At 42.2% G+C, this 21,370-nt stretch carries 18 protein-coding genes; 15 read left to right on the forward strand and 3 right to left on the reverse strand.

What is annotated here, in order from left to right; all coding sequences use genetic code 11:
* Positions 1-132: 132 nt before the first annotated feature.
* Positions 133-1,302 carry an FAD-dependent oxidoreductase gene (locus tag V7K38_RS28635; RefSeq protein WP_334863043.1) on the reverse strand — a complete coding sequence of 390 codons (1,170 nt, stop codon included), beginning with the start codon at positions 1,300-1,302 and terminating at the stop codon, positions 133-135.
* A gap of 3 nt (positions 1,303-1,305) precedes the next feature.
* Between V7K38_RS28635 and V7K38_RS28640 the strand changes: the two genes are divergently transcribed.
* The 12 genes from V7K38_RS28640 (at position 1,306) to V7K38_RS28695 (ending at position 16,141) form a co-directional block, all read left to right on the forward strand.
* Positions 1,306-2,049, forward strand: coding sequence for a pentapeptide repeat-containing protein (locus tag V7K38_RS28640; RefSeq protein WP_334863045.1), 744 nt, complete (start codon positions 1,306-1,308; stop codon positions 2,047-2,049).
* A 216-nt stretch (positions 2,050-2,265) separates the two neighbouring features.
* Positions 2,266-3,741, forward strand: coding sequence for a pentapeptide repeat-containing protein (locus V7K38_RS28645; protein WP_334863047.1), 1,476 nt, complete (start codon positions 2,266-2,268; stop codon positions 3,739-3,741).
* A gap of 108 nt (positions 3,742-3,849) precedes the next feature.
* Complete coding sequence (locus tag V7K38_RS28650) at positions 3,850-4,089, forward strand: hypothetical protein (protein ID WP_334863049.1); 240 nt, start codon at positions 3,850-3,852, stop codon at positions 4,087-4,089.
* A gap of 61 nt (positions 4,090-4,150) precedes the next feature.
* Positions 4,151-4,657 carry a hypothetical protein gene (locus V7K38_RS28655; RefSeq protein WP_334863051.1) on the forward strand — a complete coding sequence of 169 codons (507 nt, stop codon included), beginning with the start codon at positions 4,151-4,153 and terminating at the stop codon, positions 4,655-4,657.
* Complete coding sequence (locus V7K38_RS28660) at positions 4,617-4,739, forward strand: helix-turn-helix domain-containing protein (protein ID WP_334863053.1); 123 nt, start codon at positions 4,617-4,619, stop codon at positions 4,737-4,739. The genes V7K38_RS28655 and V7K38_RS28660 overlap by 41 nt, the downstream gene beginning before the upstream one ends.
* Before the next feature lie 121 nt (positions 4,740-4,860).
* Positions 4,861-8,007: a PAS domain S-box protein gene (locus tag V7K38_RS28665; protein ID WP_334863055.1), complete on the forward strand. Its 3,147-nt coding sequence runs from the start codon at positions 4,861-4,863 to the stop codon at positions 8,005-8,007.
* Entirely contained in the window at positions 7,994-8,470 is a 477-nt protein-coding gene (locus tag V7K38_RS28670) for a response regulator (RefSeq protein ID WP_334863058.1), read from the forward strand. Before V7K38_RS28665 ends, V7K38_RS28670 begins: the two co-directional genes overlap by 14 nt.
* A complete protein-coding gene (locus V7K38_RS28675; protein WP_334863060.1) occupies positions 8,470-10,437 on the forward strand; it encodes a hybrid sensor histidine kinase/response regulator in 1,968 nt (655 codons plus the stop codon). The genes V7K38_RS28670 and V7K38_RS28675 overlap by 1 nt, the downstream gene beginning before the upstream one ends.
* A gap of 278 nt (positions 10,438-10,715) precedes the next feature.
* Positions 10,716-11,969, forward strand: coding sequence for a pentapeptide repeat-containing protein (locus V7K38_RS28680; RefSeq protein ID WP_334863062.1), 1,254 nt, complete (start codon positions 10,716-10,718; stop codon positions 11,967-11,969).
* A 671-nt stretch (positions 11,970-12,640) separates the two neighbouring features.
* Entirely contained in the window at positions 12,641-13,840 is a 1,200-nt protein-coding gene (locus V7K38_RS28685; protein ID WP_334863064.1) for an ABC exporter membrane fusion protein, read from the forward strand.
* 396 nt (positions 13,841-14,236) lie between these two features.
* On the forward strand, positions 14,237-15,409 hold the full coding sequence (gene devC, locus V7K38_RS28690; RefSeq protein ID WP_334863098.1) for an ABC transporter permease DevC: 1,173 nt from the start codon (positions 14,237-14,239) through the stop codon (positions 15,407-15,409).
* A 33-nt stretch (positions 15,410-15,442) separates the two neighbouring features.
* A complete protein-coding gene (locus tag V7K38_RS28695) occupies positions 15,443-16,141 on the forward strand; it encodes a DevA family ABC transporter ATP-binding protein (protein ID WP_334863066.1) in 699 nt (232 codons plus the stop codon).
* A 357-nt stretch (positions 16,142-16,498) separates the two neighbouring features.
* Here the strand turns inward: V7K38_RS28695 and V7K38_RS28700 are convergent, their stop codons facing one another.
* Both V7K38_RS28700 and V7K38_RS28705 read right to left on the reverse strand, forming a co-directional pair.
* Positions 16,499-16,954, reverse strand: coding sequence for a cupin domain-containing protein (locus V7K38_RS28700; protein WP_334863068.1), 456 nt, complete (start codon positions 16,952-16,954; stop codon positions 16,499-16,501).
* Positions 16,955-17,109: 155 nt separating this feature from the next.
* A complete protein-coding gene (locus V7K38_RS28705; RefSeq protein ID WP_334863070.1) occupies positions 17,110-17,889 on the reverse strand; it encodes a cysteine hydrolase family protein in 780 nt (259 codons plus the stop codon).
* A gap of 81 nt (positions 17,890-17,970) precedes the next feature.
* Here V7K38_RS28705 and V7K38_RS28710 point away from each other — a divergent pair, with 81 nt between their 5' ends.
* The 3 genes from V7K38_RS28710 (at position 17,971) to acsF (ending at position 21,105) form a co-directional block, all read left to right on the forward strand.
* The gene (locus V7K38_RS28710) at positions 17,971-19,392 is read left to right on the forward strand and encodes an amidohydrolase (protein WP_334863072.1); all 1,422 of its coding nucleotides are present in this window, start codon (positions 17,971-17,973) and stop codon (positions 19,390-19,392) included.
* A 173-nt stretch (positions 19,393-19,565) separates the two neighbouring features.
* Positions 19,566-19,796 (forward strand): hypothetical protein, encoded by a 231-nt coding sequence (locus V7K38_RS28715; protein ID WP_334863074.1) that lies wholly within the window; start codon positions 19,566-19,568, stop codon positions 19,794-19,796.
* A 253-nt stretch (positions 19,797-20,049) separates the two neighbouring features.
* Entirely contained in the window at positions 20,050-21,105 is a 1,056-nt protein-coding gene (gene acsF / locus V7K38_RS28720; protein WP_334863076.1) for a magnesium-protoporphyrin IX monomethyl ester (oxidative) cyclase, read from the forward strand.
* The last annotated feature ends 265 nt before the right edge of the window (positions 21,106-21,370 follow it).

Genomic DNA, 21,370 nt, shown 5'->3' on the forward strand with positions numbered 1-21,370 from the left:
GACGAGTCTTTTAACTCCGTTAACGAGTCTTTGATACTCGCTGACGAGTCTTTTAACTCCGTTAACGAGTCTTTGATACTCGCTGACGAGTCTTTGAACTTCACTCCCTTGCTCCCTTATTCCCCCTGATCCCTATTCCCTTGTTTCTCCAAAGCGGAAGCGTTCCATGAAGCGGCGGTCAATATAATCTTTGTAATGCCACAAGAGTTTATGAGGTGGTAAAGTGAAGATGCCTTTGGTTGCAATCGCTCGTCCGTCTCCTGTACCAATTAAACTTAAATATTGTTTCTGTGGCTTATAGGGTTTGAGCGACTTACCTAATAAAATTCGCTGCAAATTCTCAAATAAAGGTTTACCTTGTCTAACTGCAAACACCCCAGCTTTCGGACGCGGATGATTTACCATTGTGGCAATGTCACCAGATGCAAATACCTGCGGGTGCGTTTGAGATTGCAATGTGTCCTCTACCAGAATAAAACCTTGCTCATCAGTTCCTAGTCCCGCAATTTTTAACAATTCGGGTGCTGAAGCTTGTGTCACCCAAAAAATTTTATTACACTCTACTGTCAACCCAGATTCGCACTTAATCTCAAATATTTCTCTAGTTCCCTTGTGGTTTTTAGGTGCGATATTACACACACTTTCTGCAAGATGTAGCTTAATACCTCGCTGGGTGAGAATTTGCTGAAGTTGATGCCGTACTGATTGATGATAATTGGGCATCAGTTCCATTTGACGCTGAAATAAATGCATTTCCAGATTGGGAATTGGTTGTTGAATCTGATCTAAATGAGATTGCATCGCCAACGCCAATTCTACACCGCCAGCACCTCCACCTGCGATCGCAATCCTAATCAGTTCTTGAGGATTTTTACCTACAGCTGCAATTAGTTCATCCCAATGTTCCAATAGCTGCGATACTGGTTTAGCTGCGATCGCATATTCTGCCGCACCTGATACAGATACTCTGGCGGGAGTGCTGCCAATATCAATAGACAGCACATCAAAATCTACCACCAGTCCGTTAGCACAGAGAACTTTGTTGTTTTCCAAGTCTAAGGCAACTACTCTGTCAATATACAAATTAGCTTGAGCAAACTTAGCCAATGGTTTCAAATCAATATGACATTCATCATGGGTGTAAAATCCAGCAATGTATCCTGGTAACATTCCAGAGTAGGCTGTCTTTTGATTTGCACTAATCAACGTTAAACGCACTCCGGTTAACGGCTTCATTCCAAACATTTTCAGGGCAATTGCATGGCTGTGTCCGCCACCAATTAGCACTAAGTCTTTAACCATCGTATGTTGACAGTAATCATTAATCCTTTTCATGCTGTAAAAAACATTTTATCAATTTATAACAGTCATTTATCAAAAATAAGTTTAGGGATACATACTTTTCTAGAAATATTTAACCCAATTCAACATAAATCCTTAAAAGAACGTTTAATAATAGCAATTGAACAACTAGAAAATAACACAATAGAAACCAGTCTAGCTGTAATTAATGATTTAGAGCAAATTGCCCAAAATCATCCACAGTATCACTGGATAATTATGAACATTCTTACTAATTTTGTCCGAAAAAATACTATTCATGTATCTCAACAAAAAGCAACAAGCAACCTGTCAGCAAAAGTTCGTGCAGATATTCAAGCAGCCCTGACTGTTATCGCTAAAAGAGATGTAAATAAAGACCCAAAAAATGAACAGCTTGATTTGAGTCACATCGACATGAGAGGAGTAAATCTGAATAGAGCGAATCTACAACAGACAAACCTCTATCAAGCTAATCTTGCTGGGGCGAACCTCACAGAAGCTAATCTTGCAGGAGCAATTCTCAGTGCAGCTAACTTAGAAGGCGCTAACTTATATTTAGCTAATCTCGAATGGGCAATCCTTAGTGCAGCTAACCTAAAAGGAGCTAACCTAAAAAGAGCTAACCTCCATTATGCAAGCTTCTATCTAGCTGATTTGCAAGGGGCAATTCTCAATGATGCCATACTTGATGGGGCAAACTTGAGAGAAGCTAAATTATCTGAGTAAAACACCATTTTTGCAAGGTGAAAGTTAAAAGGAAGAAAGCTTCCAGTGCAAGCTTTTCAATAATTGTTCAATTTTTGCCTTAATTCAGAAGTATATTCGATGTTATTACTTAGTTAAAGAGGTATTCGGACACCTATTATAATTTTCTGCTAAATGGTATACTATTTTTTCCAAACATCTAAGTAATAATTCTAAGTTGTAAGGAAAATTTTTACCATGTCTTCTAAAAAGACAGACACTCTGTTGAATTGGTTCATAGCTATAACAGTTTTATTTGGTTTATCACTGACTGTAATTTTCTTTGCTTTGTCTAGTATTAAAGAATTGTCAATTCAGGAAAAAATTCAGTATAGAAACCAAGCGTTAACAACTACTGCAATAGTTTTCCTGGCATCGGCAGCAATGTTTAATACCTATTATTCAGCAAAGCGGGCCCAAGCGATGCATAAAAATGCGATCGCAGCTGAGAAAAACCTCGAAATTAGCCTTCAGAATGCCAAACTGAATCAAGACAGATTGACTTCAGAACGCTTTATGGGGGCAATTGCCCAACTTGGCCATGATAAAATTGAAACCCGAATAGGTGCAATTTATGCATTAGAAAGGGTTGCTCAGGATTTTCCTAAAGAACACTGGACAATCATGGAAATCCTCACTGCCTTTGTGCGCGAAAATGCACCTATCCAGGCGGTGAAGGTAGAGCAACAAAAGCCAGAATATTCACCAGATGCTTACTCAGGTCGGCGTAGAAGTGGGTCGCGTCCAACACAGCAGTTGGAGCAAAACCTCCATGAAGAATTACCAATAATCCGCACTGATATTCAAGCAGCCTTAACTGTCATCGGTAGGCGGAATTTGCTCGAAGACCCAAAAGACCAGAAACTTGATTTACGTCATATCGACATCAGACGAGCAGACTTGCTAGGAGTGAATCTGCAACAAGCCGATTTACGTGGTTCTGACCTGAGTGGGGCTGACTTGCGTGGAGCCGACTTGAGTGAGGCTGACCTCAACGGCGCTAACCTTGTTAGGTGTATTCTCTATGAAACCAGGTTACTAAAAGCTAGCCTCTGTGGAGCTAATCTATGTTGGGCTAATCTCAACCGCGCTAATCTCTCTGGGGCTAACCTGCGTTCAGCCAACCTTTCTGGAGCAAGTCTGCGTGTAGCGAATCTCCAAGGAGCAAACCTCTACAAAGCTAACTTGCAACAAGCAACCTTGAAAGTCGCCAACCTCTCAGGAGCAAAGCTGTTTTTAGCTAACTTGCAAGGTGCAAAACTGGGTAAAGCCAACCTAAATCTAACGGGTTTGATTGGTGCTAACCTTTCTGGGGCTAACCTGAATGGAGCCAATCTTTCTGGGGCTAATTTGAATGCAGCCAAACTCCACCAAACAGAAGTTTATTTTGCCAATCTCTCAGAAGCCAGTTTAACCGAAGCTGACCTGTATCAGGCTAACCTGATTGGAGCTAACCTGCATAGGGCGACTTTTTATCAAGCGAACCTGACACAGGCTAACCTGATGGGAGCTAACTTTTTAGAAGCTGACCTCAGCAATGTCAAACTGGAAGGGACAATTTTAACAGGGGCTAAAAACTTAGAGTTGCACCAGATTAGAAAAGCACTTGGCGATCGCACTACTCGCCTACCTGATTATATAGAAGCACCCACAGATTGGCCACAATCAGGTTGAGTTACCACAGCATCATTAGTTATTTGGGCGTATTCTACCGTTTTCACTTACAGCTATAGTTTTTACTAAAAGTCTCCGTAATAATTAATAAATATTGAGGGAAAAACCATGCAATCAGCTTTACGGATCACAACCAAAGTTTTACCAGGGAACAAAATAGAAATTGAAATTCCAGAAGCTGAAATAGGCGATAGCGTTGATGTATTTGTGATTTTACCAGAAAAAGCTGAACCAAAACATCGTTCTGTACTGGACATTATAGAAGAAAGCCGTAGGAGACACCCTTCTCGAACTCCTGAGGATATAGACAGACAACTACAAGAAGAACGCTTATTATGGGACAGCTAATACTTCTAACAAACGCCTCTATTTATATATAGCAATCTTATCTTATTTGTGAAAATTCGCGGTGTCCAGATCCCCGACTTCTCCAAGAAGTCGGGGATCTAACTTTTCACTGGCGATCGCACAACAATTTTACCGAAAAATCTTCAACTACCGAAACATTGGTAAGCTCAAAGTTGACCTTCTGAACCTCAACGTTGACCTTCTGAACCTCAACGTTGACTCTCTGAATCTCAAAGTTGACTCTCTGAACCTCAATGTTGACCCTTTGAACCTCAAGATTGACCCTCTGAACCTCAACGTTGACCTTCTGAACCTCAACGTTGACCCTCTGAACCTCAACGTTGACCTTCTGAACCTCAACGTTGACCCTCTGAACCTCAACGTTGACCCTCTGAACCTCAACGTTGACCCTCTGAACCTCAACGTTGACCCTCTGAACCTCAAATTTGAGAAATATTTCTTAAGCAAGAGACAAACAATAGGACATCAGTCCTATTGTAATCATGCTGTCAGAATAAAAAGAAAAGATGCCTATAATAAAGCGCTTGGAAATTTTAGATTTGGTTGAGCATCTTCGGCAACAACTTAATCTCTCTCAGAAACAGTTTGCTGCTAAATTAGGAGTCTCATTCAAAACAGTCAATCGGTAGGAAAATCGGCATACAGTGCCTTCAACCTTAGCGGTAAAACTAATAGAATAAATGTTACGGCAGATGGAAGAACTCGGCAAAAGGCTACTAAACCAGAATTTTCCAGAAGCAGAATCAGATTATGACTTATAGGGTGAGAACATCTGAACGCGAAGATATCTTTGCTGGTAGTAAAAAGAAAAGTGCAATCATTCGAGAGCAATTGCTGCATTATGGTATGGCTTTGCTATGTGTTGCCTTAGCACTTGGGGCAACCCTGCTACTCTATTCATATCTCACTCCAACGCCGGCGGCGCTGTTTTTTGCTGCGGTGATGGTGAGTGCCTGGTACGGTGGCTTGAGAGCGGGGTTACTTGCCACCGTTTTGTCTACTTTGGCAGTCAACTACTTCCTTTTCAAGCCAATCTATCCGCACAATACTACAAATCCGAACATTTTAGTACCCCTGATCGTGTTCATGCTGACAGCAGGGTTAATCAGTTCGCTCAACGAATCACGCCGCATAGCCCAACGGAAAGCTGAGGAGAGTCTGAAGTCACTACGCGAAAGCGAGGCAAGGTTTGGTCGCTTAACAGAGTCCAATATTATTGGGGTAATTGTGGCCGATCTAAATGGCTTGATTGTTGAAGCCAATGATGCCTTTTTGCAAATGCTAAATTATACCCGCGAGGATTTGCGCTCTAGTCGAATTCGCTGGGGTGAAATCACTCCACCTGAATACATTGATGTGAGTGAGCAATCAATTCAAGAACTGAGAATTACTGGAAGTTGTAAACCTTTCGAGCAGGAATATATTCGTAAAGATGGCTCCCAAGTTCCCGTCCTCATTGGCTTTGTCCAGCAAGAAGATCGGACAATTATTGGTTTTGTTCTTGACTTGAGCGAACGCAAACAAGCCGAAGCCGAAACCCAGCATCGCACTCGCCAAGCTGAAGTTTCCCAGAGCATTCTGCAAATGCTCTTAGAACACGTCCCAGAGGGAATTACCATCACTGGCGGCCCCCCTAATTTCCCAATCATCGCCAACAGCAAACTTGCCCAAGAGCTTTTGGGCAAACCTGGTAAATCCCTCGTTGGTATGACTTCCAGCGACTACGCTCAGTCCTACGGTCTGTTTCTAGCCGATGGTGTAACGCGCCTCACCCCAAAACAACTGCCTTTGTATCGTGCTACACGCCACGGTGAAACAATCCGCGATGAGGAGTGCATCATTGAACGTCCTGATGGAACCCGGATTACAGCTAGTGCTAATGTAGTACCGATTCGGGATTTCCAAGGTCAGATTATTGGTGCAATCAATTGCTGGCGCGATATCACAAACCGCAAGCGCATTGAGGAGGCACTACGGCAACGAGAAACGGAACTTCGCTTGATTACAGATACACTGCCAGTTCTAATTTCTTTTGTGGATTCAAAACAACGCTACCGCTTCACTAACCGAGCTTATGAAGAGTGGTTTGGGCATTCTACGGCAGAAATTTATGGAAAGCATCTCTGGGAAGTTGTGGGTGAATCCGCATATCAAGTGGTTCGTCCTTATGTGGAACAAGTACTTGCAGGAAAGCAGGTAACATTTGAAGGTGAAATGCCTTATAAAAATGGTTGCACACGCTACATTAATGCTATTTTTGTTCCCCAGGTTAATAAACAGGGAAGCGTTGAAGGGTATGTGGCGTTAATTACTGACATCAGCGAACAACAAGCTGCACTGCGCGATCGCAAACTTGCAGAGAAGGCATTGCGCCAGAGTAATGAGCAGCTAAACTTTGCCTTGCAAACCGCAGGATTGGCTGACTGGGATTTGGACTTAAAGAACCACACTGTTAACCGTTCGCTACGACACGACCAAATCTTTGGTTACGAGTCTCTCCTACCGGAATGGACTTACAACATGTTCTTGGAGCATGTTTTACCGGAAGATCGACTTTTGGTTGATGCCAAATTTCGGACTGCTTTAATTAATCAAGAGATTTGGGATTTTGAGTGCCGCATTTGCTGTGCAGATGGAGAATTACGTTGGATTTGGGCACGGGGTCATCTTTATCATAATGGTCAAGGAGAAGCAGTCCAGATGCTGGGACTGCTCGCCGACATTAGCGATCGCAAACTAGCAGAAGCAGCATTGCGTGAAAGTGAAGCCCGCTTTCGCCAAATGACAGATACGGCTCCGGTACTAGTGTGGATGTCCGCTACTGACAAACTTTGTAACTACTTCAATAAACCCTGGCTAGATTTTACCGGGCGGACTCTGGAGCAAGAGATGGGCAACGGGTGGACTGAAGGTGTTTATGCCGATGATTTGCAGCATTGCTTAGATACATACATCAATGCCTTTGATGCCCGACAAAGTTTTAAAATGGAATATCGCCTCAGACGCAATGATGGCGAGTACCGTTGGCTTTTAGATACTGGTGTGCCTCGGTTTGCATCAACTGGGGAGTTCCTTGGCTATATCGGTTCCTCTGTAGATATCCACGATCGCAAGGTTGCCGAAACTGCCCTGCAAGAAAGCAACGAAATATTAGAGCAACGGGTTCAAGAGCGCACCATTCAACTAGAAATTGCTAATAAAGAATTGGAATCTTTTTCCTATTCAGTTTCTCACGACTTGCGATCGCCCTTTCGTCACATCGCCGGATTTGTCGAATTGCTGCAAAAGCGCCATGACTCAACAACCTTAGATGAAACGAGTCAGCGCTATTTAAAAATAATTGCAGAAACTGCCAAACAAGCAGGCATACTCATCGATGAGTTGCTAACATTTTCTCGCATGGGGCGCACCGAGATGCGCTATATCAACCTCAACATGGAAGAATTGGTACAAGAGGTAAAACGCGATTTGGTAACAGAAACCGCAGGACGCGAAATCAATTGGCACATCGAATCACTACCAGAAGTCCAAGGCGATCCCTCAATGTTACGACTCGTGCTTCGCAACCTCATAGACAATGCCGTAAAATATACCCAGAATCAAAATCCAGCCGAAATTACTGTTGGAAGTACTCATAATGAAAACGAAGTTGTCTTTTTTGTCCAAGATAACGGCGTTGGGTTTAATATGCAATATGTTCACAAGCTATTCGGAGTATTTCAACGCCTGCATAGCGATCCACAATTTGAAGGTACAGGTGTTGGATTGGCAAACGTACAGAGAATTATTCATCGACATAATGGCCGAGTCTGGGCAGAGTCCATAATTGACAGTGGAGCCACCTTCTATTTTTCATTACCTAAGTTGTCGCAGAAGGAGGGCAATGAAAGAACTTAAGCGAATTCTGCTGATTGAAGACAGTGCTAACGATGCAGAATTAATATTAGCCGCCTTATCAGAAAATCATCTCGCCAACGAAGTAGTAGTGGTACGTGATGGAGAAGAAGCGCTAGATTATCTCTATCGCCGGGGGCTGTTCCGGTTACGAATGGAAGGGCATCCTGTAGTGGTGCTACTCGATTTGAAACTACCTAAAATCGATGGACTAGAAGTGTTAGCACAACTCAAATCTGACCCAATAATGCGAGTTATTCCAGTGGTGGTATTAACTTCTTCCCGTGAGGAGCCAGACTTAGTTCGATGCTACGAGTTAGGTGTTAATGCTTATGTAGTCAAACCGTTAGATTATCATGAGTTTGGCAATGCGATTAAAGGTGTAGGGCTTTTTTGGGCAGTGATTAATCAGCCACCCGTTGGCGCTCTACCTCCAGCACCTCACCGTCCACAGGAGAGCAACTGATGAATGTCTTGCGTTTCCTGCTTTTGGAAGACAGTCTGTTAGATGCAGAGCTTACCCTTATGGTGCTAACCCAAGGGGGAATTGATTGTGAACTAATCAGAGTCGAAACTGGCGCTGATTTTTTGGCTGCTCTAGAAACGGAGGCTTTCGATTTAGTTCTTGCGGATTATGCCTTGCCATCTTTTGATGGCATTTCTGCCTTGGAAATTGCCCGAAATCGTTTTCCAGAGGTTCCTTTTATCTTTGTTTCTGCGGCGTTGGGCGAAGAATTAGCGATCGAAGCTTTGAAGAATGGTGCAACCGATTATGTATTAAAGCAACGACTAGGGCGGTTAGTTCCCTCAGTACAACGGGCATTGCGAGAAGCCAAAGAGCGCCGAGAGCTAAAGCAAGCAGAGGAGTTGCTACAAAAGAGTGAGGCTAAGTATCGCCGAATTGTTGATACCTCTTATGAGGGAATTTGGATGATTGATTCTGAATCACGAACAGAGTTTGTGAATCAACGAATCTTCGAGATGTTGGGCTATCCGCCTGAAGAGATGCTTGGCTGTTCCATATTTGATTTTATCGAAGAGATTAATGGGATAACATCCGAAGAGATATTAGCTTGGCTAAAGCGAGAAGGGAGCGATCTTAAAGAAGGTAGATTGCGCTGTAAAGATGGTTCGGACATCTGGACACTGATTTCTGCTAGAGCTATTTTGAATGAACAAAATGAGTTTTTAGGCGCGATCGCTATGCTAACTGATATTAGCGATCGCAAACGCACCGAATCAGAACGCGATCGGCTTTTGCAACTTGAGCAAGTAGCGCGGGCGGAAGCAGAAGCTGCTAACCGAATCAAAGATGAGTTTTTGGCAGTACTTTCCCATGAATTGCGATCGCCTCTGAATCCCATTCTCGGTTGGGCAAAACTGTTGCAGAGCCGTAAGTTTGATGAAACTGCACTCCAAAAAGCCCTTGAAACTATTGAACGCAATGCTAAATTACAAGCTGAACTAATTGATGATTTACTGGATGTTTCTCGCATTTTGCAAGGTAAACTCAACCTGAAGATGGCATCAGTCAATCTAGCATCCACCATTGAAGCAGCAATGGATACAGTGCGTTTAGCAGCAGAGGCTAAAAGTATTCACCTTGAAATGATGCTTGATCGTCAAGGGAAAGTTTTGGGTGATTCAGTCCGCTTACAGCAAGTCTTTTGGAACCTTTTATCGAATGCCGTCAAGTTTACACCCATTGAGGGAAAAGTAAGTGTGCGATTGGAATGCATCGAAGCTCAAGTCCAAATTACTGTTACCGATACTGGTAAAGGCATTCACCCTGACTTTTTAAATCATGTGTTTGAATATTTCCGTCAAGGTGATAGTACAACAACTAGAAAGTTTGGTGGGTTAGGGTTAGGTTTAGCGATCGCTCGTCACTTAGTTGAGATGCATGGCGGAACAATTGGGGCTGAAAGTCTTGGTGAGCATGAGGGAGCTATCTTCACAGTTAAGTTACCCTTGCTCAAGGACAGTGCAACAAGCAACAACGATCCAAAAACTAATCCTGCAACTGCCGTTTCTGCCGACTCGCCTCTCATGGGTGTACAAGTCCTGATTGTCGATGACAATGCTGATACCCGCGACTTTTTCAGCTTTGTGCTTGAGGATTTGGGAGCGATCGTCACCACAGTAGCATCAGGAGATGAAGCATTACAAGCGCTCACCCAGTCAAAGCCAGATATCTTACTCAGCGATATTGGGATGCCAGAGATGAACGGCTATATGCTGATGGAACAGGTGCGGAATCTGGAAAAACAACTAGGGGGAAAAAACATTCCTGCGATCGCTCTGACTGCTTATGCAGGCGAAATGAATCAGCAGCAAGCAATAAGAGCAGGGTTTCAACAGCACATTGTTAAACCTGTATCACCAGAGGACTTGCTCACGGCGATTTCCAATTTAGTCATGTTAAAAAGCTGAGTAATTAGATAAATCTCGTTAAGGTTATAGATTTAAAACTATTCCAGAGGCATTTAAATCGCGTGGAATAGCTTCGCTTTATGGACAAAAATGTTGTGTCCTTAGTGCTAAATGCCGCAGTTCAGTGGATCTTTGAAGAATAAATTCTCATGGATTTCATGGATAATTTATATTAAATACATTTAAGTATTTGTCAAGTACTTCCGTATTTGTACGCTATCAGATATTTACAGATACTCTTAAAATCAACCTAGATTTATTTCCGTAAGGAGTCAGATATGAAGACTTATGACATGTCTTTCATAAAGACAAATGGGGTCACTAGTTTGTTGGTATTTATCTCAATTATATTTATTTTCTCAGCAACTCTTATTTTCTCATTATTTGAAAGTATTGAAGGATTTCCAAATCAAGAAAAAATAGAATATATTAATCAAGCATTAACAACTCTTGCCATAATCATTGGAGGATTAGCATTAATTACTAGTGCTAATGCTTACTATATTTCCAAACTTTCTCTAGATGAAAATCAGAGTCTGTTAACGCAACTCCTTGATGGGATGCTTGCTTGGGATAAGAATATCGTAACTGGTATCAATAACACACAACCAACTCCAGAAGAGGTTGTTCCAGAACGCTTTTGTAAAGCAATTGAACAACTGGGTAATGAAAAGATTGAAACGCGATTTGCCGCCATTTATACTTTAGAGCAAATTGCTAAGGATTCTCAGAAAGATCATTGGACAATTATGGAAATTCTCGCTGCTTTTATCCGCGAGAATTCTCCGGTGAATCATGAATATGAGAACAATTCACAGGGGTCATCAAAACTTCCTACAGATATTCAAACAGCCTTAACTGTCATTGGACGACGCGATGCATATAAAGATCCGGTAAATCAGAAACTGGATTTACGGAATACAGACCTCCGTAATGCCGACTTAACGAAAGCTAACCTCTTTAGAGCAATTTTCGTAGGAGCTAACTTACAATGGGTCAATTTTACCCGAGCAAATCTCTCGGAGGCAGACTTATCATTAACCAATCTTTCTAGTTCAATCTTATATGAAGCAAACCTCTCAAAAGCAATGCTTCCAGAAGCCAATTTGCAAGGAGTAGTTCTCAGAAAAGCAAACATCTCAAAGGCAATTCTTTATGATGCCAACTTAGAAGGGGCAATCCTTTGTGATGCTAACTTACAAGGGGCAATTCTCTGTGATGCTAACTTACAAGGGGCAATTCTTTGTGATGCTAACCTCTTTGAAATAAACTTTGAAGGTAGCAACCTCCAAGATGCAAACCTGATTGGCACTAACCTACAAAGAGCAAAACTTGCTGGAGCTAACTTAGAAGGTGTGTTACTCAGTACAGCTAATCTCCAAGATGCCAACTTTCATGAAGCCAACCTCTCTAGGGCAAACATGAGCGGATGTGAAAACCTAGAATTACAGCAGATTGAGCAGGCTATTGGCGATCGCACAACAATTCTACCGGAAAATTTGAACATTCCCCAACATTGGCAGGCTATATAAAGACAAGACGCGAAAAATCGCCGTCTCTACAATAATCAGCCTTTCGTCTTGACGGCGATTTATTGCGTATTTGCGTCTATGTTAAAAAATTGACTTTGGTAACGGAGTTTTAGCCTTAACTGAACTGTATTGCTAGATAACGCCGCGTTTTAGTATTAGCATTAAAAATAATAAAACTATCAAATTTAAAGAGATTTTTTAGTAAGTTAAATTTATTCATTTCTCATAACAAAAAAATTTTGACTAAATTTACCTCTGATTGTTGGCACTGTTACAACCCGTGACTTTGAAATCGTCTAATATATCTGAGTACTTTCACAAAATAAAATTAATCATCAAAAGTATCTTAATACTGAAAAATAAATTGTTGTTATCTTATCCAGCTAAATTACAGTAATACCAATTCTTTATGAAGATGCATAGAATATTAAACGAACCGCCAAGTACGCCAAGAGCGCCAAGAATAAAGAGTTACTCATTCAGTGCAGCTTCACATTAAATTGGTATAAGTTGGTAAATTCTCAATAATTTCCCTTTTTTATGAATTCCGAATCGATAAATCCACAATAGTTAACTAACAAATAAAGGAAAAGCTAGGAAATCAAGAAAGAAGTAAGAATAAAAACTTAAGCAATTCAGTTTTTTCTGCGCCACTAGTTAAGAGGTAATCTATGGTGCGAAACTCCAAATTAGGGTACAGAACGTTCCCTAAGTCTATTCTGCGTCCATCCGTTGCTGTAGGTATAATTGCATCTTTGTTGGTTGGCGGAATAAGTTTTTATATAGTCAAACGCTGGCAAAATTATGCAACCCCTGAGACACAAATGCCAGCAACACAATTGCCACAGTTAACAACCGTAACAGCTTTAGGGCGGATTGAACCCGAAGGAAAAGTAATTAAACTCTCTGCTGCGGTATCGGCGGAAGGAAGTCGGGTAGAAAAGTTGTTGGTGAAGGAGGGAGATAGGGTAAAAGCAGGACAGGTAATTGCAATTTTGAACAGCCGCGATCGCTTGCAAGCAGAATTTCAAGAGGCGCAGGAACAAGTCAAAGTAGCCCAGGCAAACTTAAACCGCACCCAAGCAGGCGCTAAACGTGGTGAAATTGCCGCCCAAAAAGCTGCGATCGCTCGTTTAGAAGCAGAACGCCAAGGTAATAGTAATGCCCAAGCAGCAACAATTGAGCGATTCCAAGCCGAAGTGCGTAACGCCCAAGCAGAAGATGAACGCTATCAGCAACTATATCAACAGGGGGCAATCTCCGTCTCCCAACAGGATAGCAAGCATTTAAACTGGGAAACCGCCCAGAAAAACCTGCAAGAAGCGCAAGCACAGTTAAATCGTACCCAATCAACTAGCCAGCAACAGGTAAAACAAGCTACAGCAACCCTTGATGAAATTGCTGAAGTGCGAGGAGTCGATGTAGAAGTTACCCAAGCAGAAGTCAATCGGGCTGTAGCAGCCATGAATTTGGCAAAAGTTAATCTAAAACAGGCCGAGGTGCGATCGCCCCAAAGTGGACAGGTATTTGAGATTCATACCTATCCTGGTGAATTAGTCTCAAATGATGGCATTGCTGATATCGGACAAACCAGCCAAATGTATGTGATAGCCGAAGTCTACGAAAGCGATATCGGCAAAGTGCATTCCGGCCAAAAAGTAACAGTACTTGGTGATTACCTCCCGATTGAATTGCAGGGAACTGTAGATCGCAAAGGCTTGCAAGTACGGCGGCAGAATGTCGTTAACACAGATCCTGCCAGCAATATCGATAACAGAGTAGTAGAAGTTCATATCCGACTAAATGAAGCCTCCAGCCAAAAAGCTGCCACCTTAAGCAATATGCAAGTTAAGGCAGTAATTGAATTGTGAATTGGGGCATTGGGCATTGGGCATGGGGCATTGGGAATTGTAAGCTTGACGCTTTGTGTTCAAAGGTGGAAGTTTCAAGTTCAAAGGTCGAAGTTCCGAGTTCAAAGGTCGAAGTTCCGAGTTCAAAGGTCGAAGTTCCGAGTTCAAAGGTCGAAGTTCCCAGTTAAAAGGTCGAAGTTCCCAGTTAAAAGGTCGAAGTTCCGAGTTAAAAGGTCGAAGTTCCCAGTTAAAAGGTCGAAGTTCCCAGTTAAAAGGTCGAAGTTCCCAGTTAAAAGGTCGAAGTTCCCAATTAAAAGGTCGAAGTAATCATCTTTCCTCTGAACTTTCAATGCCCAATGCCCAATGCCCAATTCCCAATTCCCCAATACCCAATACCCAATTCCCCAATACCTAATTATGGGATTGATTAAACAACTGCTACGGCGAACCCCTCTAGGATGGTTACAACTTAATCATGAAAAAAGTCGTCTCTTGGTAGCATTGTCAGGTATTGCCTTTGCGGATCTTCTCATGTTCATGCAGTTGGGCTTTCAAACTGCGCTGTATGACAGTAACACCAGATTACATCGCAGTTTGCAAGCAGATATTGTTTTAACCAGTCCCCAAGCCCGTAACTTGCCAAGCTTGTCTACATTTTCTCGGCGGCGACTTTACCAAGCAATGGATATACCAGGCGTGAAGTCAGCAGAACCAATGTATTTCAATAACACAATCTGGAAAAATCCCCAAACACACCGTGAGGCAGGGGTATTAGTCATCGGCTTCAACCCAGACAAGCCAGCTTTTGATTTACCAGATGTTAACCAGCAATTGCAGGCAATTAAGCTACCGAATACCGTCTTATTCGACCGTGGTGCAAGAGGAGATTATCAAAAAGCGATCGCTGAAATTGACCAAGGTAAAACCCTAACTACCGAAATAGAACGGCGCACAATTACCATCAGTGGCTTATTTCAAGTCGGGGCTTCCTTCGGTTCTGATGGCAACCTGATTACTAGCGATCAAAACTTTTTGCGGCTATTTTCTGGGCGACAGTCTAGCAGTGTCAGTCTCGGTTTGATTGTTCTCAAACCAGGCTATGATCCGAAAAAAGTAGCAGCAATGCTCAAAGCCTATCTGAGAGATGATGTCAAAGTCTTAACCCACGCCGAATTTATTGAATTTGAAAACAACTTCTGGAGAACAAATTCGCCAATTGGGTTTATTTTCAGCCTGGGTGTATCAATGGGCTTTGTAGTGGGCGTGATTATCGTCTATCAAGTCCTTTCCACCGATGTTAATGCCCATGTTCGAGAATATGCCACCTTCAAAGCAATGGGATATCGCAATTATTACCTGCTAGGTGTGGTGCTTGAAGAATCGTTGATTTTGGCAGCACTAGGTTTCTTCCCCGGATTGGGAGTATCTTTAGCACTTTACCAACTGACTCGCAGTGCGACAAATTTGCCTATGTACATGACTGCGATTCGGGCATTGCAGGTATTAGTACTGACTATCATGATGTGTACAATTTCTGGTGCGATCGCTACCCGCAAACTCCAAGCCACCGATCCTGCTGATATGTTCTAAATTTGTCATTTTTCACTAGTAATCGAGTTATCTATGACTAGTCAATCGGTAATCTCTATTAAAAATCTTGACCATCATTTTGGTCATAGTTCACTCCGCAAACAAGTTTTATCTAACATCAACTTAGATATTAACGCTGGTGAAATTATTATTATGACTGGGCCTTCTGGTTCTGGTAAAACTACCTTGCTGACTTTAGTGGGTGGATTACGTTCTGCCCAATCTGGTAGTTTGCGGGTGTTGGGGCGAGAACTTTGTGGCGCTAGTGCTGAAGAACTAGTGCAGGCGCGACGGCATAACGGTTATATTTTTCAAGCACATAACTTACATGGTAGTTTAACAGCACTCCAAAATGTCAAAATGGCTTTGGAATTGCACAAATATCTTGGGTTAAAAAAGATGCTAGTAAGATCAGCCCAGATGCTAGAACAGGTAGGATTAGGAAATCATTTTGATTACTATCCTGATAAACTATCTGGGGGACAAAAACAAAGAGTAGCGATCGCTCGTGCCTTAGTCAGTCATCCTCAAATAATCCTAGCGGATGAACCCACTGCCGCCCTTGACAGCCAATCGGGACGAGATATAGTCAATCTCATGCAAAAACTGGCAAAAGAACAAGGCTGTACAATCTTGATGGTTACTCATGACAACCGCATCCTAGATATTGCCGATCGCATCGTTGAGATGGAAGATGGCAAACTCAAGTCAAAATTAAAACTATTAACTTAAACTTATAACTTCAAGCTTTTAACTCATCACTTACGCAAATAATAGCCAAAACCCTTATTATCAGGTAGGGAAACGGCACTGCCCATAGATGTCAACTTAACGTAAAAGCGTTTGTTGACAAAGATATTAGATCCCCCAACCCCCTTAAAAAGGGGGCTAAAATTCTAATTCCCCCCTTTTTAAGGGGGGTTAGGGGGGATCAAAAGTTTAGGGTACTAGTCGAGCGAACCGCAAAGATTTATGCTGTAGGCTTCTAAGCTTAAGTTGACACCAATCGGCACTGCCCTGCCCTTACATATCTACCTCACTCACGTAAACGATAACTCGCCATAATTCAATTACGAATTACGAATTACTTTAGCAGGGCATTAACGAATTTACTCTCCCCAATACTGCCATATCTTCTGTATCTAACTCCGACGGAATCCCACTGCGAATCAATTCCGAAAAATCTTCATTGGGAACCATAACAGTCAAGGTATACAAGCGAGTCGAACCAGTATTTTTAATCAAATGAGTTCCTGTGGGAGGCACTAATAAACTATCCCCAGCTTTGATCGTGGCACTCTTGCCATCACACATAGCGATCGCTTCCCCTTTCAGAACAAAAAACATTTCCACCGCCCACTGATGGCGATTTGGCGGTGTTTGTCCCCCAACATCAAAAATTTCTATACAGGAAGTCAAGGAAGTATTAGCATTTATCGAATCAAAGATAATGGCTAATCGATTAGAGTCATTGGGACTAATGCGATATACTTGGTAATCTTTGGGAGATTTGATAACTGGAATTACACAACGAGTAGCGTACATTTATTTATCCCCTCTAAAGTTATCGATGGGTATGAAAATTCCTAAAATCCTAGTCTTAAATCATATAATTCTAAAAGTCTAAAATTATTGATCGAAGAATGAGCATTCATACATGGGAGCAATCTAAAATCTAAAACTCAAAATCCAAAATTGATTCACTCCTGACTCTTTTGCAGCGCTGTGAAAATCTCTTGGGAGTCAGTGACAAAACCGAAGCATTGTTTAACATTGTACAAGGTCGCTAACCAACAATATTCAGGCGAAGTAGTAGCGCTACAATCTTTAACTAACACGCAGTCATATCCCAAGAAGTTGGCATCACATAAAGTAGCTAACACGCATTGATCGGCATTAACACCAGCAAAAAATAATGTTGTGCTTCCTAGATTCCGCAAGATACTATCTAATGGGGTATCCCAGAACGCACTCATCCGATATTTGTCTATCCGAATATCTTCGGGAAGCTGTTCTAGTTCATCTACTACTGCCGCGGCCCAACTACCCGCCATAAGTACTCTAGCACCATTGCTTGGCAGTGGATCGCCTAATCCTACACCTGCCCCTGTGGGGTTATAGACATGACGCGAACCAGCACTAATATTGAGCAAGTCGGGACGATTTCCCCAATTTATCCAAATGACTGGAACACCCACCTCACGAAGTTCTGGAAGTAAGTTATTCAAAGGTTCAATCGGCTGACGTGCCGGAGTTACATCCACGCCAATATGCGCTAACCAGCCATCAGGGTGACAGAAGTCGTTTTGCATATCAATGACGAGGATAGCAGTTTTTGCCAAGTCTAGGCGCAGGTCTTTAGTTTCTGTTGATAAAATAACGGGTTGTGGGATCTTTTGAGGACGAGTGATATCTGCGATCGCATCATTCACTGTCCACGCATTTGGTGAGACTCCCAATGTCCGAAGAGGTTGATTCATAAAATTGCCATACCCTAGACCATTTTCTATCTTGTAACTTGAAATTCAGTTCAAAATACAATTACTTAATTAAGGTTAAATATGGTAAATTTCACTATCCAGAATGTTTTAATTGCCGCCAGTGATGATTATGCAACGGTAGATGTACAGATTGTAGATGGTGCGTTAGCGAAGCTCGCCGGAGGCATCGCAGCCATTGCCCCTAATCTACCAGTAATCGGCACTGCCATCGATGGCAAAAATAAGCTTTTGCTACCTGGCTTTTTCAACGCCCACACCCACTCATCAGAGATGTGGCAACGCGGAATCATGTCAGCTTTGCCTTTAGAATTGTGGTTGGCGGAACTGTATGATTTTGCCCCTCTCGACACTGAACAGATTTATCTCAGCGCCTTGGGTACTGCGGTAGAAACCTTGCTTTCCGGCGGTACGAGTGTAGTAGATCACCTGGTGTTAATTCCTGGACTTGAGTTAGAAACGATCGCAATTGCAACTCGCGCTTACAGAGAAGTTGGAATTCGCGCCTTTATCGCCCCCTTAATTCAAGATGAATCCCTCAGCGCAGGTATCCCATCTGGAGAATCAGCAAAAACTCATGAACCTTATTTTCGCTCAACTGCGGCAACATTAGAAATTATTGAAGAGGCGGTGAGACAATTTCATCGCCCAGACGAAGGTGTAAATATTTTAGTTGCACCAACAGGGATACAACTATGTACTGATGCTTTATTTGTGGGATGTACTGAGTTAAGCGATCGCTATAATCTTTGTCGTCACTCTCATTTACTCGAAACCAGGGCGCAGGAAAAACTCGCCCAAGAGAAGTATGGTTGTACTGCCGTGGAACATTTAAAAAGAATCGGGTTTTTGAGCAATAAAACTTCACTTGCTCATTGTGTTTGGTTAAATGATGCTGATATCACCATTCTCGCCGAAACTCAATCTACAGTTGTGCATAATCCCTTAAGTAATTTGCGTTTAGGTAGTGGGATCGCCCCAATTTTAAAATATCGCCAAGCAGGAGTAAATGTAACTTTTGGTTGTGATGGTGCTTCTAGTAATGACTCTCAAGATTTGTTAGAAGCAATCAAAATTGGTTCTATATTACACAACGTTACAGACTCAGATTATCAACACTGGATTACACCCCGACAATCAGTAGAAATGGCATCTTTAGGAGGTGCAAAAGGATTGAATATTGCAGATAAACTTGGTTCTATTACAATAGGTAAACAAGCAGATTTAGTACTTTATGACCTGACCAATTTATCATTACTTCCTCGTACAGATCCTATTGGTTTATTGGTATTAGGTCGTCCTAGTAATGTTGTTGATAGTGTTTGGGTGAATGGTAAGCAAATTGTTGCCGATGGGAAAGTAACAACAATTAACGTTGATGAATTGCGACAAGAATTATTTAACCGCAGTCAATGGGAGACAAAGCGTAAGTCTCAAACTGTCGCGCAAATTGAACCCCATTATCGCACGGTTATGGGTTTGTAAAACACAAATAAATACGGTTTAACCTACTATAAAGACTGTCTCCGTTTACAATGATGACGGGCTACGCCTACGCACTTCTGTTAGGGTCATCTATGCTGATCCCAAACTGCACATCTTGAAGCGGTAATCGATGTTAGCTTTAAGAGCAAAGCCTTGCATGAGAGCAATTCACCATGTCGTCAGCAGCAATTACCACCGTGATCAAAATGATGGAGTCTTTGCCCATTGAGGTACAAGATCAGATTGCAGAGCATCTGCGGGAATACATTCATGAGCTGCAAGATGAAATCAGATGGAATGAATCGTTCCAGAGAACACAATCAAAACTCATTGCTGCTGCAAAACTTGCCAAACAACAAATTGCAGAAGGACAATCCACTGCAATGAACTACGATCAGCTATGAAGTCAGCAGTACTTTCTTCCTTTTGGTCTGAGTATCGACACATGGCTATAAAGTTATTTAACTTTTAGAAGTTTCAAAATTTAATAAACTTTTTAACCCAAAGTCCTATTTTGCTTTCCCTTTATGCTTTAGCGGAGCTAGTATATAGGGCATTTCCTGCTTTACTGAAGGATTGTAAAAAGCTCTAGCAAAAAAATCATATTTATTATAACTTGATAACTATAAGACTATTTACTCGTTTACCGCATTACAGATGGTTAATACCCTACCCAAGGCAGAAATTAAAACCCCCAGCAAAGAAACTGTACTTACCCCCCGGTTTTACACTACAGATTTTGAAACTGCCGCCAACCTGGATTTATCTGCCCAGGAGACGGAGTTAAAGGCAATGCTGGCAGAAATGCAGACAGACTACAACCGTCATCATTTTGTTCGGGATGAGGTGTTTAACCAGTCTTGGGAACATATTGAAGGTGAAGCAAGGCAGGCATTTATTGAGTATTTGGAACGTTCTTGCATTTCTGAGTTTTCTGGCTTCTTGCTATTCAAAGAATTATCCCGCAAGCTGAAAAATCGCAGTCCCCTGCTAGCGGAAATATTTCAACTGATGGCGCGTGATGAAGCTCGCCACGCCGGATTTCTCAACAAAGCAATGGGCGATTTTAAACTCTCCCTGGATTTAGGTAATGTTACTAAAACCCGCACCTATACGTTTTTCCCTATTGAATGGGTACTCTACACCGTTTACTTATCAGAAAAAATCGGCTACTGGCGTTACATTATTATCTACAGACATCTAGAAAAGTACCCAGAACACCAGTTTTACCCCATCTTCCAATATTTTGAGAGTTGGTGTCAGGACGAAAACCGCCACGGGGATATATTCAAGGCGCTTTTGCGTTCTCAACCGCAACTGTGGAACAATTGGAAAGCTAGGCTGTGGAGTCGCTTTTTCTTGTTATCGGTATTTGCTACCCACACCCTGACAGTTCATGAACGGGCTGGTTTTTATACCTCATTGGGACTTGATGCGACAGAATTTGACCGGGAAGTTGTCCGTAACACCAATGAAACTGCGGGACGGGCTTTTCCTGTAATGTTAAATACTGAACATCCGAAGTTTTTCCCACGTCTACAACGCTGTGCGGGTTACAACATGAAAATTGCAGAGATTGAAAGCAGTTCTGTACCCAAAGTTGTGAAACTAATTCGCAAACTACCTTTGATTGCAGCAATTGTTTGGAATCTCCTGTTGGTTTACCTGATCAAACCTGTAGATGCTGAGGCTTTGCGGGAAACTGTGCGTTAGATTTGGCGATCGCATTTTGTAGAATCAGAGGTTGAATGAACAAGTATTTGGCTGTGATTTTAGGCACTTAGAGATCCCCCCTAGCCCCCCTTAAAAAGGGGGGAACCAGAATTAAAGTCCCCCTTTTTAAGGGGGATTTAGGGGGATCTGAAATGTCTTGCTACCAACGAGAGGACTTTTCAAACATCCTCTCAGATCGTGTCCGACTAATTAGTTGTCATTGCGTACCGCCAAGGGCGGAACCCGTAGGGTACGAAGTAAAGCA

The organism is Nostoc sp. (genome assembly GCF_036917465.1).
GTDB lineage: Bacteria > Cyanobacteriota > Cyanobacteriia > Cyanobacteriales > Nostocaceae > Nostoc.

Excerpts from the sequence above, each read along its gene's own strand:
- V7K38_RS28650 (WP_334863049.1), top strand. The coding sequence starts at position 3,850 with ATGCAATCAGCTTTACGGATCACAACCAAAGTTTTACCAGGGAACAAA.
- V7K38_RS28700 (WP_334863068.1), bottom strand. The coding sequence starts at position 16,954 with ATGTACGCTACTCGTTGTGTAATTCCAGTTATCAAATCTCCCAAAGAT.
- V7K38_RS28710 (WP_334863072.1), top strand. The coding sequence starts at position 17,971 with ATGGTAAATTTCACTATCCAGAATGTTTTAATTGCCGCCAGTGATGAT.
- V7K38_RS28715 (WP_334863074.1), top strand. The coding sequence starts at position 19,566 with ATGTCGTCAGCAGCAATTACCACCGTGATCAAAATGATGGAGTCTTTG.
- acsF (WP_334863076.1), top strand. The coding sequence starts at position 20,050 with ATGGTTAATACCCTACCCAAGGCAGAAATTAAAACCCCCAGCAAAGAA.
- V7K38_RS28670 (WP_334863058.1), top strand. The coding sequence starts at position 7,994 with ATGAAAGAACTTAAGCGAATTCTGCTGATTGAAGACAGTGCTAACGAT.
- V7K38_RS28680 (WP_334863062.1), top strand. The coding sequence starts at position 10,716 with ATGAAGACTTATGACATGTCTTTCATAAAGACAAATGGGGTCACTAGT.
- V7K38_RS28635 (WP_334863043.1), bottom strand. The coding sequence starts at position 1,302 with ATGGTTAAAGACTTAGTGCTAATTGGTGGCGGACACAGCCATGCAATT.
- V7K38_RS28665 (WP_334863055.1), top strand. The coding sequence starts at position 4,861 with ATGACTTATAGGGTGAGAACATCTGAACGCGAAGATATCTTTGCTGGT.
- V7K38_RS28645 (WP_334863047.1), top strand. The coding sequence starts at position 2,266 with ATGTCTTCTAAAAAGACAGACACTCTGTTGAATTGGTTCATAGCTATA.
- V7K38_RS28675 (WP_334863060.1), top strand. The coding sequence starts at position 8,470 with ATGAATGTCTTGCGTTTCCTGCTTTTGGAAGACAGTCTGTTAGATGCA.
- V7K38_RS28705 (WP_334863070.1), bottom strand. The coding sequence starts at position 17,889 with ATGAATCAACCTCTTCGGACATTGGGAGTCTCACCAAATGCGTGGACA.
- V7K38_RS28640 (WP_334863045.1), top strand. The coding sequence starts at position 1,306 with ATGTTGACAGTAATCATTAATCCTTTTCATGCTGTAAAAAACATTTTA.
- V7K38_RS28685 (WP_334863064.1), top strand. The coding sequence starts at position 12,641 with ATGGTGCGAAACTCCAAATTAGGGTACAGAACGTTCCCTAAGTCTATT.
- V7K38_RS28660 (WP_334863053.1), top strand. The coding sequence starts at position 4,617 with ATGCCTATAATAAAGCGCTTGGAAATTTTAGATTTGGTTGAGCATCTT.
- V7K38_RS28695 (WP_334863066.1), top strand. The coding sequence starts at position 15,443 with ATGACTAGTCAATCGGTAATCTCTATTAAAAATCTTGACCATCATTTT.
- devC (WP_334863098.1), top strand. The coding sequence starts at position 14,237 with ATGGGATTGATTAAACAACTGCTACGGCGAACCCCTCTAGGATGGTTA.